The 16,299-nt window shown below is 48.5% G+C and carries 14 protein-coding genes; 8 read left to right on the forward strand and 6 right to left on the reverse strand.

All coding sequences use genetic code 11. The features are described from left to right. Positions 1 to 91: 91 nt before the first annotated feature. A complete protein-coding gene (ureC, locus tag IQ256_RS16475) occupies positions 92 to 1,828 on the reverse strand; it encodes an urease subunit alpha (protein ID WP_193856640.1) in 1,737 nt (578 codons plus the stop codon). A 1,450-nt stretch (positions 1,829 to 3,278) separates the two neighbouring features. On the opposite strand from ureC, the gene IQ256_RS16480 reads away from it, so the two are divergent. Both IQ256_RS16480 and IQ256_RS16485 read left to right on the forward strand, forming a co-directional pair. Further along, a complete protein-coding gene (locus IQ256_RS16480; RefSeq protein ID WP_193856641.1) occupies positions 3,279 to 4,361 on the forward strand; it encodes a glycosyltransferase in 1,083 nt (360 codons plus the stop codon). Between the two features lie 445 nt (positions 4,362 to 4,806). After that, positions 4,807 to 5,055, forward strand: a complete 249-nt coding sequence (locus IQ256_RS16485) for a transposase (protein ID WP_255516214.1) — start codon at positions 4,807 to 4,809, stop codon at positions 5,053 to 5,055. 268 nt (positions 5,056 to 5,323) lie between these two features. Here the strand turns inward: IQ256_RS16485 and IQ256_RS16490 are convergent, their stop codons facing one another. Both IQ256_RS16490 and IQ256_RS16495 read right to left on the reverse strand, forming a co-directional pair. Beyond that, positions 5,324 to 6,271 carry a phosphoribosyltransferase gene (locus IQ256_RS16490; RefSeq protein WP_193856642.1) on the reverse strand — a complete coding sequence of 316 codons (948 nt, stop codon included), beginning with the start codon at positions 6,269 to 6,271 and terminating at the stop codon, positions 5,324 to 5,326. A 435-nt stretch (positions 6,272 to 6,706) separates the two neighbouring features. Further along, complete coding sequence (locus IQ256_RS16495; RefSeq protein ID WP_193856643.1) at positions 6,707 to 7,930, reverse strand: Coenzyme F420 hydrogenase/dehydrogenase, beta subunit C-terminal domain; 1,224 nt, start codon at positions 7,928 to 7,930, stop codon at positions 6,707 to 6,709. Between the two features lie 180 nt (positions 7,931 to 8,110). On the opposite strand from IQ256_RS16495, the gene nei reads away from it, so the two are divergent. After that, a complete protein-coding gene (gene nei / locus IQ256_RS16500) occupies positions 8,111 to 8,941 on the forward strand; it encodes an endonuclease VIII (RefSeq protein WP_193856644.1) in 831 nt (276 codons plus the stop codon). Here the strand turns inward: nei and IQ256_RS16505 are convergent. Further along, a complete protein-coding gene (locus IQ256_RS16505; RefSeq protein WP_193856645.1) occupies positions 8,928 to 9,317 on the reverse strand; it encodes a hypothetical protein in 390 nt (129 codons plus the stop codon). The genes nei and IQ256_RS16505 overlap by 14 nt on opposite strands. A 432-nt stretch (positions 9,318 to 9,749) precedes the next feature. Between IQ256_RS16505 and IQ256_RS16510 the strand changes: the two genes are divergently transcribed. After that, positions 9,750 to 10,394 (forward strand): hypothetical protein, encoded by a 645-nt coding sequence (locus IQ256_RS16510; RefSeq protein ID WP_193856646.1) that lies wholly within the window; start codon positions 9,750 to 9,752, stop codon positions 10,392 to 10,394. 85 nt (positions 10,395 to 10,479) lie between these two features. Here the strand turns inward: IQ256_RS16510 and IQ256_RS16515 are convergent, their stop codons facing one another. After that, positions 10,480 to 11,370, reverse strand: coding sequence for an AEC family transporter (locus IQ256_RS16515; RefSeq protein ID WP_193856647.1), 891 nt, complete (start codon positions 11,368 to 11,370; stop codon positions 10,480 to 10,482). A gap of 88 nt (positions 11,371 to 11,458) precedes the next feature. Between IQ256_RS16515 and nblB the strand changes: the two genes are divergently transcribed. Next, complete coding sequence (nblB, locus tag IQ256_RS16520) at positions 11,459 to 12,130, forward strand: phycobilisome degradation protein NblB (protein WP_193856648.1); 672 nt, start codon at positions 11,459 to 11,461, stop codon at positions 12,128 to 12,130. 904 nt (positions 12,131 to 13,034) lie between these two features. After that, positions 13,035 to 13,622 (forward strand): anti-sigma regulatory factor, encoded by a 588-nt coding sequence (locus IQ256_RS16525; protein ID WP_193856649.1) that lies wholly within the window; start codon positions 13,035 to 13,037, stop codon positions 13,620 to 13,622. On the opposite strand, the gene IQ256_RS30455 is transcribed toward IQ256_RS16525, so the two are convergent. Further along, on the reverse strand, positions 13,546 to 14,079 hold the full coding sequence (locus IQ256_RS30455) for a DUF6439 family protein (RefSeq protein ID WP_370623467.1): 534 nt from the start codon (positions 14,077 to 14,079) through the stop codon (positions 13,546 to 13,548). The two genes, IQ256_RS16525 and IQ256_RS30455, sit on opposite strands and share 77 nt — an antisense overlap. A 41-nt stretch (positions 14,080 to 14,120) precedes the next feature. Between IQ256_RS30455 and IQ256_RS16535 the strand changes: the two genes are divergently transcribed. Further along, positions 14,121 to 14,486, forward strand: a complete 366-nt coding sequence (locus tag IQ256_RS16535) for a hypothetical protein (RefSeq protein ID WP_193856650.1) — start codon at positions 14,121 to 14,123, stop codon at positions 14,484 to 14,486. 157 nt (positions 14,487 to 14,643) lie between these two features. Beyond that, entirely contained in the window at positions 14,644 to 16,050 is a 1,407-nt protein-coding gene (gene asnS / locus IQ256_RS16540; RefSeq protein ID WP_193856651.1) for an asparagine--tRNA ligase, read from the forward strand. Positions 16,051 to 16,299 lie beyond the last annotated feature (249 nt).

Genomic DNA, 16,299 nt, shown 5'->3' on the forward strand with positions numbered 1-16,299 from the left:
TAGCTGGTAACCATCGGCTCTTCTATAGGTGTAGTCCTCTTTCTGTAAGCGTACGTCTGTAAGTGTGCGGCCACTGAAACGTCAGGCCGAGTTAGAACAGAAAGTAGCGCTGAGCCATCGGTAGGCTAGCTGCTGGTTCGCAGGTCAATAGCCTGCCGTCTACTCTCACTTCAAAGGTCTCTGGAGCGACCTCGATGTTTGGCATCACGCCGTTTAGCTTCAGATCTGTTTTCTTTACCTGTCTCGTGTCTGATACCGCTCGCAGGCGACTAGCCTCTAGTCCTAGCTGGGTAGCAATATCGTCTGCCATTGCAGCTTGCGAAACAAACGTCAGCGCCGTACTTGACCTCGCTTTGCCATAGCTACCGAACATGGGCCGCATATGTACCGGCCCAGGCGTTGAAATGCTGGCATTCGCATCTCCCATCTGCGCCCAGGCAATGAAGCCCCCTTTCACCACAGTCTCTGGCTTCACCCCAAAGAAAGCGGGATTCCACAGGCATAGATCCGCAAGTTTGCCTTCTTCTACAGAGCCGATGACGTCTGAGATGCCGTGGGCGATCGCAGGATTAATCGTATACTTCGCTACATACCGCTTTGCCCGATAGTTATCGTGCGTCTCGCTAGTATTTTCAGGGTTGGGCAACAGTCCCTTTTGCACCTTCATCTTGTGCGCCGTTTGCCAAGTGCGAGTAATCACCTCGCCCACTCGGCCCATCGCCTGCGAGTCAGACGCCATCATGCTAAACGCACCCATATCGTGTAGGAGATCTTCGGCGGCAATAGTCTCACGGCGAATGCGAGACTCAGCAAACTTCACATCTTCTGGAATGTTCTTATCGAGATGATGACACACCATCAGCATGTCTTTGTGCTCATCAAAGGTGTTGATGGTGTATGGCCGCGTGGGGTTAGTTGAAGCAGGCAGCACGTTGCTAAGCTTGCAAACTGTGAGAATGTCGGGAGAGTGTCCACCGCCTGCGCCTTCGGTGTGAAAAGTGTGAATCACTCTATCTTTAAAGGCGGCAATTGTTGTTTCTACATATCCAGACTCGTTAAGAGAGTCGGTGTGAATGGCAACCTGCACATCATAGTCATCTGCAACAGAAAGGCAATTGTCAATCGCGGCTGCTGTCGTCCCCCAATCTTCGTGCAGCTTCAGTCCCATTGCGCCAGCTCGCACCTGCGCGACTAGTTCCTGTGGCTGACTAGAGTTGCCTTTGCCCATAAAACCTAGATTTACAGGAAAGGCTTCGGCAGCTTCAAGCATGCGGTGAATGTTCCACGCGCCAGGCGTGCAGGTGGTGGCGAGTGTGCCTGTAGCGGGTCCGGTACCGCCGCCGAGCATAGTTGTCACGCCCGATGCGATCGCCACTTCAATCTGCTGCGGACAAATAAAGTGAATATGCGAATCAATCGCCCCCGCCGTCAGGATCTTGCCTTCCCCGGCAATAATCTCCGTACTCGGGCCGATAATAATGTCAATGTCGTTCTGCGTATAGGGATTGCCCGCCTTTCCGATTTTGGCGATCTTCCCATCTTTGATACCGACATCTGCTTTCACCACGCCCCACCAGTCGAGAATCAGCGCGTTGGTGATCACCGTATCGACCGCGCCATCTGCCCTTGAGATAGGAGACTGACCCATACCGTCACGAATGACCTTGCCGCCGCCGAACTTCACTTCATCGCCGTAGTAGGTGCCCTCGTATGTAGTCAGATCCTGTTCGACTTCTAGAAATAGTTCGGTATCGGCTAAGCGGATGCGATCGCCTACCGTCGGACCAAAGGTATCAGCATAGTCACGGCGGCTAATATAGTTACTCATCATTCAAATCTAGAGGAGGGCAAATCAGACTGAGTTTAGCTTGTACTCTCCCATACTGCGATTCGCAAGGTTAGATAGATGGGCTACCAACTTTTATAAAATTTACAAACTGACAGCACTCCTATAGGAGCAACTTATGAGCCTTAGTGGTGTAGAAAACTCAAAGTAGTCATTAAAGAGTCTCATCCTAAGAAACAAGTGATGTGAGAGAACTCGATACGATAGTCTCAGTCGTGCTGCTTGCGAATAGCGCTTTTTAACGACTATCGTTTGTAGACTAATAGTGGCTGTGTGAATAGACAAGGAACTTATGACGCAACCGCGAAAGTCACAGGCAACGGTTCGTTGATAAGTATCGCCAGTCGTACCAAGATTTGTTTGCTGAGGTGCGGAGCTATGAAGCGTTAAAACGGTTGCACGTCGGCATGATCTCTGAAGTGAACCCCTAAATTTGGATGGTGAAAACGCATATACATAATAGAGATTACCTGCAAGCAGATTAGCAACCTCTACGGCCTAGGAGACTGAGTTGAGTAGATCTTAAGCAAAGACAGAACTAGTTAGGCTAGGCGGACTTTCGAGTGACTTAGTACGAATAGGTTGGACGGTAGTGGGAGATCGTCCTAAGCGCTTACTTAACGGTGGCTTTGTATACACCACTACTTCATTCTGAGGGTTCGGTTCTTGTTAACCTCCGAAAACCGACGTTGTTTCAGTCTTTCAACAACACTACTATCGGAATGAAAGACAAGGCCGGAAACATTGGCTTAACGACCTGCTGCTCAATCTTCAGCCTCGGGTCACCCTAAATCTACTGAAGCATTGGCTTGACATCTATCCCAATTCTCGTTTGGTAGACCGCTTTAGCTCTCTCATCAAATGTATCGACCAGTACGCGGGCGCACTTATCCATTCAGCGGACAAAGTCCGCTTCCTCTTCGCTTCTTCCTGTAGTCATTAGAAAGTGATATAGCATTAGGTAACCGCTAATCCATAGCACATGGGCTGAAAGTTTTATGTGACACTTTCTATCAAATGTGTGCCACTCTCTATCAAAATAGTTGGCGTTTATGAAAATCTCGATGTAAAATACTGGTATCAAATCGAACAACTAACTGCACATCTAAATTCTAAAACCGTCTGGCAATTCGAACTTGATAGGTTGTGTTGGTTCAGCCGAACAGATGGTAAAATGATAGGTGAATAAACAAGAGTAAACTTGTTGTGCTTGAGCCTAGGTCTAAATTCTACGATTTTTCTAATGTGATGCATCGCTAGTAGTCGTCCTAAAAACGCAAAGTCAGTTTATTCAAAGCTAGGGACTTAACCAGACCTGGCTAAACAAGGGTGTACGTGTTTACTCAGAAGATTGACCAATAGAACCTGTAGCGAAAGATACAACTGCTAAGAATCCTGATTCTAGAGATGCTTAGTTTGTAAGATAACTGTGATGGAAAAGTTAGTGTCCGTGGTTGTGCCCTGCTTTAACGCAGACTGCTGGATTGGGGAGGCAATCGATAGCTGCCTTAATCAAACCTACTCTAATGTTGAAATCATAGTGATTGACGATGGCTCAACAGATAATTCCTTAAACATTATTAAGAGCTATGGAGACCGAGTGAGATGGGAAAGCGTACCAAACAAGGGCTCTAATTCAGCCAGGAATAAAGGATTCTCGATTTCCAAGGGTGAATATATATTATTTCTAGATGCAGACGACTACATCCTGCCTGAGAGAATAGAAAAGCAGGTTAAGCAGCTAGAAAAAACTGGAGCAGACGTTGTTTTTAGCAGCGTGAAAAGCCAAAAGCATTTGCCTAATGGAACTTTGGTATACGGCAAATCTTCTGATGAGCGTTTCTATCTACCAGGCGATGACATTGTGTTCTCATTGCTGACAGGTAGACGCTTAGCACACACCTTAAGTCCGATATTTACTAGGGATGCGGTTGCAAATAGTGGAGGCTGGGACGCCAATATCACATGTTCTCAGGACCGCGATTTTATTCTTTCTGTCGCACTTAGCGGCGCTAAGTTTTCCTTTTTGCCTGGTTACTATTCCATTTATCGCCAGTATACGAATGAAAGAAGGGTATCTTCTAAAGAAAAACAGGCGCGAATTGAAAGTGAACTTTTGCGAACAGAAAAAGCTGAAAAAGAACTGAAGAAGAAAAGGCGTAGCCAAGAGTACGCGACTGCTATTGCCGAGGCGTACTTTAGAACGCTTCTGCACTATTCGAACCACTTCTCACATTCTCAGTATCTAAAAGTCTTAAAACAAATAAGACGTGTAGATCCAAACTACAGACCAGATTTCATTGCTCTCAACGTCAGCTCTCCGCTATACAAGCTGCTAAATGGAGCTTTCGGTTTCTGGAATGCCTCTGTAATCTACAAAGTTGCTAAGGATACCATGAGTTTCTTTCCCAGATTTAAGCGGAAGAGAGTCAATAACGCCTTATGTGAGTGTAACCCTGTTTCGGATAGGGTGTCGCGTGAAGGTAAGAACATCAATGCCAAAGTGCTTTCGTAACAGAATGTGCAGTGTATGACTAGCAACCTTAGCAGCGACGTGAGTGCAAATGCCCGAGACTTTCTTGCGCAGTAAGTGCTCTAGATGGCGTCCAGTATTCTGGATTTCGTTGAACACCCCTTCAATCCGTTCGCGAAACTTGCTCAGTAGTCGGTTGAACTCAAGTGGGTTCTGTTGATGTTGATTGCGACGCATCGGTGAGAACGTGAGTTCGATAGCAGAAAAGCGTGCAGAAAAAAGGGTTGGGACATAAGCTCGAAGTAATCAGACAAAGAGCAATCCCAACCATGATATCTAGTGTATACCGCCTCGATCTAACAACGCTCTTCTGCGACATCGACGACTTCTGGAACGAATACGACTGCTACTGTGAGCGTCATATCAAAAGCTCATAGCGCTGGCACCGACACCTGCGAACACCGATGACCGAAAGCCGATTCGTGAGATGACGAAAGACCTCCTGGGCAAGCTGTTTGGCGACCGAGGCTATGTTTTACAGGCGTTGTTCGAAGAACTCTTTGAGCGTGGCTTGACGTTCATTTCCAAACGCAAGAAGACTATGAAGAACACGCTGGTTAAGCTCAGAGACAAGATTCTCTTGCGTAAGCACGCCATCATCGAGTCAGTCGACGACCAGCTTAGAACATCTGTCAGATTGAGCATTCTAGACATCGCAGTCGCTTCAACTTTCTAGTCAACCTGTTGGCTGGTTTGATTTCCTACTCGTACCACCCGAAGAAGCCGTCCTTACAACTGCCTGATTTTGACCGATGGGCTCTGCCTCAAGCCTACTGACTGTCGAACTCACGTTCTTTTTTACGGTTTCCTTTAGTCATTGAAGAGCGATAGAAGCGCAGGCAGGTGTGAATTGCAACAGTTTTTGTTGCGGAACATAAGCTTCTCTTGGATTGCCCAGCCTTAGCTACTTTGGTCTCAGATTAAAAACCCATAGGGTAGCACTTTCAAAACTTCCCTGTACCACTAAGCTTAAGTTTCTTGAGCTGTTTTAGTTTTCTAAGGCGTTTAAGGACTCTACCTCTATTCCGCTCCACAAAAGTGGGGTTGATGACTTGCCGAGTGTCAACACAAAAAACTGACTTTCCGGTAATTTGAGAAATTTCCTTAGACTGTAACTCGCTACTTTCTATGAACAGGGCGCTCTTAGTCTCAAGATATACCTTGGCTTTATGAGTCGAGTAGCAATTTGCCTCTCTTCGTGCTTGCTTATTGGGCAAATTGAGCATAATGAGCTCTCCGTACTCGATACCGTTCTGCTGTAGCCATGCTTCTGTCTGTGGCCGGTACTTCTCTAGCCGATTAGTAACAATGTAGCCAAGTTTGACAGTGGGTCGCATATAGGGCTTTACGGTTTGAATAAATTCTATGTAATTCGTTGAGTCGTCGTTTTCTTCTCGACTGGGATCTCGACATAGGACGCCATCTAAATCGACGCAGGATGCGTTCAGCACATCGTGATGCATTAGATTCCACTCGAACAATCTAGGCGTAGGACAATCTTCATAGCAGATATCGACTAGACCCTTCTGCTTGCCCGGGCCAAAAACTGCAGCGTAGAGAATTTCTTTATCAGGATATCTATCGTCAATACGTGACTTAATCTCTTTGATCGAGTAGCCTGAGCGCACGCTATCGTCGATAACCAAAACTCTTCTACACTCATCAAATGATTTTGTTCTATCTCTCAGCCTGCGCCCGGTTTCAAACAGCCGACCGGCTATAAATCCTTCGACATCTGTTAACAGTGAGTTGGTATGAAGGGCTAACATGCTGGCAGCAAGCATTCCACTTCTAGGTATTCCAACAATTAAATCAATATCTTTAGGGTTTCTACTGATGTTTTTAACAATGCAGCTGTTGAGATCGGCAACCGAACGGTAGTGATAGTCCATTGAGAGGAATTAGCTTGTGGATAGAGAAAGAGAAGATGCCGAAGAGTTCAATTAATAGTTGAATCAACATCTTCAAGCTAGACATACCCATCAGACTGGAAAGAGGACCACCGTTGCTTCGCGACTGACCTTTCGCCTCTTAGCAACTTGCCTGATTCATATGACCATAAATCAAATGCAGAAATTTTCAATGTAGCATGTAGAACATTTACAATAAACACATACTGGCTTAGCGGTCAGGGCAATCACATCATAAATTGAGCTGCTACCAATTTACGAACCCGAGCATCGCTGCTTCATGAGTTTGCAATCGCTCCAGCAGGTTATTAACACGCAGCCCTGTTGCATCGAAGTGGACAATCTCAGGTGCAAAGCCTCTAGCCATGTTCGATGGCATCATATGGGGCTTCTTATTCTAACCTTTCTAAAGCGCAGCTACTTCTCAGGTAGCTTGTACTGGCCGACAATGCGCTTGGCAAATTCGGGTACATGACCTGCTAGCTTCTCAGGGTGATTGCGGCGGGTATATAGGTAGTTGCGGGTGAAGTGCGAGTCGATTGAGAAGCGGGCGTATTCTAGCCCTTTGGGGCCAATTCTTTCGATCACAACGCCCATCAGTTTGGCTGCCCACATCGGTAGGGTGACACCTTTGTCGTAGGCAGGGATGCTATTTTGGACGGCCTGGGTGCGATCGCCACTGCTCATCACTGGCTGCGTCTCAATCAGCCCTTCTAGCAGATCAAACATCTCTGCGCCCGTTTCGTTTCGTACCACAATCCACTGCCAGCCAAAGGGCGCACCCATATAGCCCACAACAATATCTGCTAGCGAATTCGTATAGTCAAAGCAGCTCATGCAAGAGGGCGCAAACACATCTTTGAGCTTGTTGGTCTTGAGGCCAAAGAAAGGCACTTTCTCTTCCGAGCCGTCCTCGTGCTTAAAATGCACTTGGAAATCTTGCATAAACTCATAGGCCACCACAGTCTCCGGTGACCGGCTCGTCGTATCTAGAAACTTTTGCAAACCTGCGCGGGTTACATTGTCCACACATGGCATACCCAGCACATAGAGCTTTTCTAAGCCAATCTTGTCTTGCACAGCTCGCAGTGCCTGGATCTGGCAGCCTACTCCAATCACCAGTACTCGTTTCATACCGGAGCGCTCAACCTGATCGAGTACAGACAAATTGGGCGATAGCGTCGGCTTGTTCACCCTGGCCGCTAGGATATCTTCTGGCGATCTTGCAATTACTGGCATCGGCTGAAACCGATCGTCTTCCGTATTTTGTACGCAGACCACGCCTTCGACTAGACCACGATTTAGCATCTCAATTGCCAGCGTGCTGACAATTCCTGTCCACTGCGCTCCTTCAATCGGCTCTAGCTTTCGAGCTGCGACCATCTGCTGCTGCACGCCAAAATACAGCTCATCGTCATCATCTAGGTTGCGATCGCGACCATGACTCTTTGTCTCCAAAGAGCTTATCTGCTGGTTTAAGAACGCGCAGGCATCTTTCACATAGTGAATATAAGCGGTATCACAAAGACCGCACTCACTGCAGCGCTCTTTCGCAGGCTTAGCCGCACCCGGTTTGAGGGGTCTGGCCTTGGCGTGGGGTCGAGAAGAAGGATTCGCTGCCGAAAGATTGGCTGATGTCATATGAAAAAGAGCGCTATCTAAAGCAATGTAACCGTGAATTAACCTATGATCACGATACCGCAACACCCCATCCCAGATACCGCTCTCTCACCCTTTCGTAATCTTTTGCATCGCATACCTTAACCACCCACCCGACTTTCTACTTCATTACTTATCGTTTATCATTCATCCTTCTCTTCTATGCCTGAAGGCCCAGAAATCCGCATCGCCGCCGACAAAATCCAGCGCGCCATCCGCCCCCATCCCACTACCGAAGTTTTCTTTGCCTTTGATCATCTAAAGCCCTTCGAATCAGACTTGTCCGGTTGCCGAGTGACTGCGGTCGAGACGCGCGGCAAGGCGATGCTGACCCACTTCGACAATGGGCTGAGCGTATACACTCACAATCAGCTCTATGGCAAGTGGATGATCCGCAAAGCCTACGATTTTCCCCAGACCAATCGGCAGCTTCGGTTTGCTATTCACAATGCCAAGAAATCAGCCCTGCTCTACAGCGCCTCAGACATTCAAATTTTGAGCAGTCAATCAGAGATAGAGAACCATCCTTTTTTGAGCAAACTGGGGCCAGACGTACTCAAAAAAGGGCTCAAACCAGCGGACTTGCAAGCCTTACTACGCACCAAAAAGCACCACCGCCGCCGCCTCTCATCGCTTTATTTGGATCAGCATTTCTTAGCGGGTATTGGCAACTATTTGCGTAGCGAAATCTTATTCGTGGCTAGGCTCAATCCGCAGCTACGACCGATGGACTGCACCGACGAACAGCTATTTAATCTGGCAGAGGCTTCTATCGCGATCGCGTATCAATCCTACAAATACAAAGGGGTGACCAACGATCTTGATTTGGCCAATCAGCTAAAGGCTAAGGGACTGAGCTACCGAGACTATCGCTATTGGGTTTTTGGCCGGGTCGATCGGCCCTGCTACGTCTGCGCTACGCCCATCGTCAAAGAAATGGTCAGCAGCCGTCGAATCTACTACTGTCCCACCTGTCAGCCTACACCAAGCTAGGTGGGCAATAGCCCAGCCCCTTCACAAACGTAGATCGAAACTCTGTTAGATCAGCAGGCTTAACTCCCCCATGAGAGATGACCACTAGGTGATATCGCTTCATCACCTCAGCAATGCTACTGCCAGAGTCTAGGCTCTCTAGTGCATCCGCCAATCTAGACGTCAGGCTGAAGGGAGTTCCATTTTCATTTAGAAAGGCTAGAAAGTCTTGATTCTGTGGCGGACGAAGACAATTTTTTAGCTTTATTCTGACCACCCATCTGTCTATTAGGTAAATCACCGTAGCCGAGTCTAAGCAAATGGGTGCCTGCTTAGACAGATAGGTCAAAAGACGTAGAACCAAGCTAGTGTTAGCGAAGTAGTAGATATATTGCATAATCTTCAAAGACCGCTACAGTTACTAGAATAAAGGTCAAATCTGCGTAAATTGTGAAGATTTAACCCTTTTGTGACAACTTTATGGGTTAGGAAACAGCCGCAGGCGATCGCACCTTTAGCGTGAATTGCTTTAGCGCTCGAAGAAATGAACCGTACAATCAGCCAAGCCGCGATCGCTGTACAGTTGGGAAGGTGACCACCTATCTGCAGCGCTGGCTAATTGACTCGCTACATTGATAACTAGTGAAATCATTGATCGCAGCAGGCTAAGGGATATGCAAGTATGCGTAGTCGTGGCCTTTTCGAGTGTGCGTCCGTACGCTCGCGTGGGTAAGCATTCAAAAATGTCAATGGTCTCAACATCAGTATTTGCGCGATATTCCCTGGCATCTCTCTCAACGTTTCCTATCGGCACTTTCCTACAGAAATAATGCAACTCGTTCGTACGCTAAAGTCTTGTTCTCCGCTCGTTATCATGGCAGCGCTGCTATCTCTTCCTCTGTCAGTGCCTTCGGCTTCTGAGGCGTTGAGTCTTGAGAGGATACGGAATAAAACTGCAGGTGGACGCGGCGAATTAATAGAGTCGCTAGTCGACTGCGATGGCGATGGGCTGAACAACGAATCTCAGATTGATTTTGATGGAGATGGCGTCCCAGATGAGTGTGTAGATGGGGCAGAGAATATTCCAGAACCGCCTTTTGAGCAGAGCTACACGCCGACTAGCGAGGAATTTTATAGTCAGCTACCGACCGTTGGTTGGAGTGCTAGCTATGAGTGCGCGGATGGTCTGTACGAAGTTCAGCTCAGCCGCCCCGCTGCTGACAAAATAGCCTACAGCGCTCAGGGCCTAAAGCTGACAGGTAATATTGTTTACGACGATCTCGATCCCAATCTGAATGCGCCGCTGCTGATTAAAGAGCCCACCAGCGGTATTCGCTATAGCTTTACTCAGCTACAGGGAGACGAATTCTATGAGTACGCCATTACCAATTACAACGGTGATATCGGCCTGTATATCTACCAGACCGGAGAGCAGATTTTAGCGGCACCTTGTACTGTGCTGCCCGGTGAATAGGCCCTACTTCCACAGTGAACATACTCTAGAAAACTGACTGCTAGCCTCAGGTTTTTTCAGTTTTTCGATCGGATGGTGGGTGTTCCTATCGCACAACGAGCCACAACACTACTGGCAAAGTAGCAAAGCTTAAGAGGGTCGATAAAACAATTGTCCTAGCTACGCGAGCGGTATCGCCGCCAAATTCTGTCACCCAGATCAAGGTATTGACCGCAACTGGCATGGATGCCTGCATTACTAGAACCGCCAAATCTATTCCTTCAAGCCTCAATAATTGACCAATGCCATAGGCACTCAGTGGTGAAACAACAAGCCGTAGCGCGGTAGCAATCAGTTCGTACAGGCCAATCTTTAAAGGTATACGCGAGAGCTGGATTCCTAGGATCAACAGTGCGACGGGGATAGCGGCCTCTGCCATCAGTTCTAAGCCTCTATCGATCGCTAGCGGCACTTTCCACATAGAGATTTGTAATCCGATCCCAGCTAGCGTGGCCCAAAAGACAGGTAGGTTGAAAGTGATCTTCAGCCCGGCTCTAATACCCTGGCCCTTTAAAAAAGTAGGGCCGACGCTGGTGATAAATATTGCTGATGCAACTAAGTAGATAATTGCCCTCTCTAAGGCGGCTTCTCCAAGGGCAAAAAGAATAAAGGGCAGACCGATGTTGCCTGTATTAGCAAGCAGAGTGGTGGCGACTAAGCTTTTTTGAGTATCGGTAGGCAGTTGGAGCTTTTTGCTGAGTGCGATCGCCACGCCATACAGCACCCCACAGTTCAACAAGAAGCCCGCCACAATCCGCGCTGCAACGCCGATCTCTAGACTGCTGCCGTAGACGCCCGTCAAGACCAAGGCCGGTAGCAACACATATATATTCAGGCGAGTGAGCGTTTTGATATCGAGCGAGAAAGCTCGCCCTACCCAAACACCACACAGCGCCACCAAGGCGATGGGCAGCACCGCCGAAATTACAACGCCCACATTACAACACCCAAATCATTTAGCCTCTTAAGCTAGCTAGTCCTTTATGCTTAAAGAAGTAGCTAAACATACATTTACTTTGCGAGCCATGTCTTCTGCCCCTACGCCTGAGCAAATTCAATCCATGCTCAATTCAGAGAACTTTGGCGATCGCATCAAAGGGATCAATCTGCTACGTAACATCGAGCCAGCTACCGCCTTCAAGCTGATTCAACCTCTTTGCCAAGACAGCAATACCCGCGTTCGCTACGCCGCTGTCAGCCAGATCTCTACTTTAGGGGCTCAAGATCCTGACGCTGCCTTGAATCTGCTCCGAACTGCGATCGCCGATCCTGAACCAGACGTACAGGCTGCCGCCGCCGACTCCCTCGGGGCGCTCAAGCTCACCGAAGCCTTCACCGATTTGCAGACGCTGTACCAAAACACACCCGAGTGGCTAGTCAAAATGAGTGTCGTCGCCTGCCTTGGAGAAATGGGCGATCCCCGCGCTTTTGATCTCCTTCAAACTGCCTTATCCGAAGGAAATTCGCTCGTATCAGTATCGGCTATAGGTGCGCTCGGCGAACTGCAAGACGAACGCGCTATTCCACTGCTGCTACCCTACGTAGGCAGCGATGATTGGCAGGTTCGACACCGCTTGGCCCAGGCTCTAGGACACTTCGCTCAGCATCCAGATGCCAGAGCCGCGCTGCAAACGCTCGCAGCCGATCAATTTGATCTAGTGGCTGAAACGGCTAAAAGTCATCAGGTATCTGGGTAGTCGACCCGATGCCATTCATTAATACTATGCCGCTCTAGCAAAACAGCCCACGCGATCGGGGAAAAGGTTCAAAGCAAGTATCTTGTCTCTCTTCTATTATTATTGTGTCTTTCTTCGTTGCCCTACGAGGAGAGAAGAAGGGAACAAACTACCTACGGATTGACATAATATCTATGTCAGTTGATGAGTTGTTGAAATAGATAAATATACACAGGATATTCGCTTAAAAAGTTTCAAAGAAAATACTTGTTTGCGTGTTTATACGAACAGAGATGAGATTCTTTCTTTGATCCAGTTTTGAACTTCAATTTGGATTGTCAGGTTGTTATTTAGCGCCTGTGGCCCTTGATCTAAAAGGCTTATAAAAATTTTCTCTGGCTTCCGAACGCTGCCAGAAGACCCTCTCTAATAGGCTGAGCCTAGCTAAAATTGCTCTTACATACAGACAATTAATTTCCTGACGAAAAGCAGATCAAGACGTATCTTTGATTAAGCTTTTTATCTTTTTAGGTACAGAACCGAACGCAAATATTTCTCACGTTTTCGCCGCCTAGTTAAATATTCTGATAGACTATGATCATATCAAGAATGATTAAAATAAAGCTTGTTGTAGAAATTTCCAAAAAGCGGTTGTGTTTAATAATACAGTTGATAGCTAGTCAGCCAAGGGCAATTGCCTAAACGACTTAATGACTAGACTCAGTGACTCAGTGACTAGAGGAGCTGATAGCTGATAAATCAGTCGCCCATTCAATGGCTGATCGATTTGAATGACCGTTCTAACCTTATATGGACCGTTTTGGCCGCATAAACCGTTCTAACTACACAAACCGTTTTTAACGTAGTTTTAAGCCTAAATTTTTAAGCCTAACGTAGTTTTCAAGCCTGTAGGAGAGTTGCTTCAGTGCGTTACACTGCACCATCTTCTAAGAAAAAACCTGCCAGCGATCGCTCTGCTGCTGTTTCCAGCGATGACTTCTGTACTGTAAAGCGGTGGGACAGCCTGAGTTTTTCTTCAACTTTGTACCTTCGTCCTATCCTAGATGCGCTACTAGCACCTATGCCTGGGTTACTGCATGACGAGCTGCGGCTGGGGCTACAAGAAGCACTAGTAAACGCGGCCAAGCATGGTAATCAGCTAGACCCTGAAAAGGTTGTGTCAGTGCGCTACGCCAAAGCTGACGGCTATTACTGGTGGATTGTGTCCGACCAGGGCAAGGGCTTTGAAGAGCCTGTCACTTGTCCTTGTCCGGCTGGTGACGACAGCTATCTGCTAGATGCTCAGATGATTAGCGATTGCGGACGGGGCCTCTATATCTTGCATCAGGTATTTGACCAGGTTCGCTGGAGCAATGATGGCAAGGAGGTTCAGCTCGCTAAGCAAATCGAGCCCTCTTTAGCTTGGATTGTATTTGCTAGCCCGGCTCTTTTTTTGAGGCGAATTGAGCTGTGGTGGCAGCGGTGGTCTGCGGCGTCGGTTCAGAGTCTGTAGTAGGCATAGAGCTAGCGGCAGTAGGCATAGAGCTAGCGGTGCGTTTGCGCTCTCCGTGCGTAGGGCAAGGAGGGGCCTTGAGCGTTTTGTCTAGCCAGCCGACGGCCTGTGTCAGTCGGGGCAGGGCTTCTTCAGGCATGTCTTTGAGCATGTATACTATGGCGGCAGCGGCCTGCTCTCTAGCGCGGATATTACGATTAGCGCTGAGCCTATGCCAGTCGTGGTTTGAGACAGCAAGCTTCTCAGCTAGCGCCTGAGCTAAGGCTTCGGCGCTGAAAGATTGAAGTAGGGCACGGCTTTCGCGGATAGATTCGCGGTGGGTAAGCGCTTTGTCAACAGCCGCTTTGGTGGTGGCCTCGGTCGTCTTCTTGACGGTGGCTTGATCGGTAGCTCGCTTAGGGGCCTGGGCAGGGGCCTGATGAGTAGATCGGTTAGAGGAGTGGCTGGAAGTGGTCATCGTTCTATGGCAGTAACGTCCTTCTATTCTTTGCAGCATATATGAAATTATCTAGAAAAGCTTCTACCAGAGCACCTCATTTGCCTAGTGATGAAGAGTTCGCTAGCTTCGAGAAAGACCTCAAGCAGACAGCCGATGATTTTTTGCTGCTGCGCGATCGCTTCTTTGCCATCCGCCGGGCCAAAGCCAAATACGAAAAGCTCACCACCAGCGACCTAAGCAGCCTACCCGCCGAAGATCTCGCTCATATGCAAGATCGAATAGAAGCGCTCAAAGTCACTTTAGAAAGCCACCTACTTTCCTGGCGACAGATGCAAGAACCCTTCTGGCAAGTTGTTCGCTTTGTTGGCTTAGGCATCGTCATCGGCTGGTTTTTACATCTATGGTTAGGTGATTTAGTCGGTTAGTGCGCCATAGAGATTCGCGAGAGATTCGCGTTAGGTATTTGGCTAGAGCAGACAGAAATTCTAGACAGTAGGCTTGAAGGCATAGAGTCTTGAAGGCATAGAATAGTAAGCACAAACCCATTAGAAAAGTTAAATAAGCGAAGCTGCTGTCCCTGCTATGACTAATTCCCAGCGCATCAAGCACATCCTCAAGTCGGGTCAGCCGGGTGAGACCCTCACAATTCAAGGCTGGGTAAGAACCAAACGCAGCGCTAAGAAATTCACTTTTATAGAAGTCAATGATGGCTCTTCTATGAACGGCCTTCAGGTAATTGCGTCTGAAGATATTCCAGGCTACGAAACCCACATGGAGCGCGTCAGCACAGGGGCTTCGGTTCAGATTACGGGCACTTTGGCCGAGTCCCCTGGCAAGGGCCAAAGCGTAGAACTACAAGCGAGCGACATTGAGGTTTTTGGCGAATCAGACGGCGAAACCTATCCGCTGCAAAAAAAGCGTCACTCCTTTGAGTTCTTGCGTACTATCGGTCACCTGCGTAGCCGTACCAATACCCTGGGCGCAGTCTTTCGCGTTCGCAACGCCTGTGCGATCGCCATCCATGAATTCTTTTGGAAACGCGACTTCCTTTGGATGCACACCCCGATTTTGACCGCCAGCGACTGCGAAGGTGCTGGCGAGATGTTTACCGTTACCCGCTTCAATCTCGATAGCATTCCCCAGAGCGAAAGCGGTAAAGCCGACTACAGCCAGGATTTTTTTGGCAGACCTGCCTACCTCACCGTCAGCGGCCAGCTCGAAGCCGAAATCATGTCCATGGCCTTTAGCAACGTCTACACCTTTGGCCCTACCTTTCGAGCCGAGAACTCCAACACCGCTCGCCACCTAGCCGAATTTTGGATGGTCGAACCCGAAATGGCCTTCTGCAACCTAGAAGGCAACATGGATCTAGCAGAAGCCTTTTTGAAACACGTCTTCAGCTACGTCATGGAAAACTGCGCGGACGACATGGCCTTCTTCAATCAGCGCATCGAAAAAACTGTCCTCGAAACCGCCGAGAATATTATCGATAACGACTTCGAGCGCGTTACCTATACAGACGCGATCGCCCTACTAGAGCGCGCCATCAAAAACAGCGATAAAACCTTTGAATTCCCAGTCGAATGGGGGATCGATCTGCAATCCGAGCACGAGCGCTATCTCGCCGAAGAACTCTTCAAAAAGCCCGTCATCGTCACCGACTATCCCGCCGAAATCAAAGCCTTCTACATGCGCTTAAACGACGACAACAAAACCGTCGCTGCCATGGACGTACTCGCCCCCCGCATCGGCGAGATCATTGGCGGTGCCCAAAGAGAAGAACGCCTAGACGTACTAGAGCGCCGCATCACAGAAGCAGGTCTCCCCAAAGAAGACTACTGGTGGTATTTAGATCTGCGCCGCTACGGCACCGTACCCCATGCCGGATTTGGCCTAGGCTTCGAGCGACTAGTCCAGTTTATGACCGGCATGAGCAACATCCGCGACGTCATCCCCTTCCCCCGCACCCCAGACAACCTAGATTTTTAAAGGCGGCTTCGACTCCGCTCAGCCTACGGCAAGTCAGTTTGGCCATCGCAATCAAAGAAAGCACAGAGCGACCCCCATACCTTTCTCACCTGAAGTCTCTTCTTCGGGGGGTTTGGGGGAGGTGTCGCGCGACGAGAGGTTATGCCCTACTGTACGACACTAAGTTTAACCCGTTGACAATGTTGGCTTCTTCCTCTTCTTTCGGCGAGTCACATTCAACGTAAACACCCTTTCTTTGGAGAGCTCTCG

The sequence above is a fragment of the cf. Phormidesmis sp. LEGE 11477 genome (assembly GCF_015207105.1).
In the GTDB taxonomy this organism is placed as follows: Bacteria; Cyanobacteriota; Cyanobacteriia; order Phormidesmidales; family Phormidesmidaceae; genus Phormidesmis.

What these genes read in the sequence shown, in the direction of transcription:
- ureC (WP_193856640.1), bottom strand. Translation starts at nt 1,828, where the DNA reads ATGAGTAACTATATTAGCCGCCGTGACTATGCTGATACCTTTGGTCCG.
- IQ256_RS16510 (WP_193856646.1), top strand. Translation starts at nt 9,750, where the DNA reads ATGCAACTCGTTCGTACGCTAAAGTCTTGTTCTCCGCTCGTTATCATG.
- nblB (WP_193856648.1), top strand. Translation starts at nt 11,459, where the DNA reads ATGTCTTCTGCCCCTACGCCTGAGCAAATTCAATCCATGCTCAATTCA.
- IQ256_RS16535 (WP_193856650.1), top strand. Translation starts at nt 14,121, where the DNA reads ATGAAATTATCTAGAAAAGCTTCTACCAGAGCACCTCATTTGCCTAGT.
- IQ256_RS16485 (WP_255516214.1), top strand. Translation starts at nt 4,807, where the DNA reads ATGACGAAAGACCTCCTGGGCAAGCTGTTTGGCGACCGAGGCTATGTT.
- IQ256_RS30455 (WP_370623467.1), bottom strand. Translation starts at nt 14,079, where the DNA reads ATGACCACTTCCAGCCACTCCTCTAACCGATCTACTCATCAGGCCCCT.
- nei (WP_193856644.1), top strand. Translation starts at nt 8,111, where the DNA reads ATGCCTGAAGGCCCAGAAATCCGCATCGCCGCCGACAAAATCCAGCGC.
- IQ256_RS16495 (WP_193856643.1), bottom strand. Translation starts at nt 7,930, where the DNA reads ATGACATCAGCCAATCTTTCGGCAGCGAATCCTTCTTCTCGACCCCAC.
- asnS (WP_193856651.1), top strand. Translation starts at nt 14,644, where the DNA reads ATGACTAATTCCCAGCGCATCAAGCACATCCTCAAGTCGGGTCAGCCG.
- IQ256_RS16490 (WP_193856642.1), bottom strand. Translation starts at nt 6,271, where the DNA reads ATGGACTATCACTACCGTTCGGTTGCCGATCTCAACAGCTGCATTGTT.
- IQ256_RS16480 (WP_193856641.1), top strand. Translation starts at nt 3,279, where the DNA reads ATGGAAAAGTTAGTGTCCGTGGTTGTGCCCTGCTTTAACGCAGACTGC.
- IQ256_RS16505 (WP_193856645.1), bottom strand. Translation starts at nt 9,317, where the DNA reads ATGCAATATATCTACTACTTCGCTAACACTAGCTTGGTTCTACGTCTT.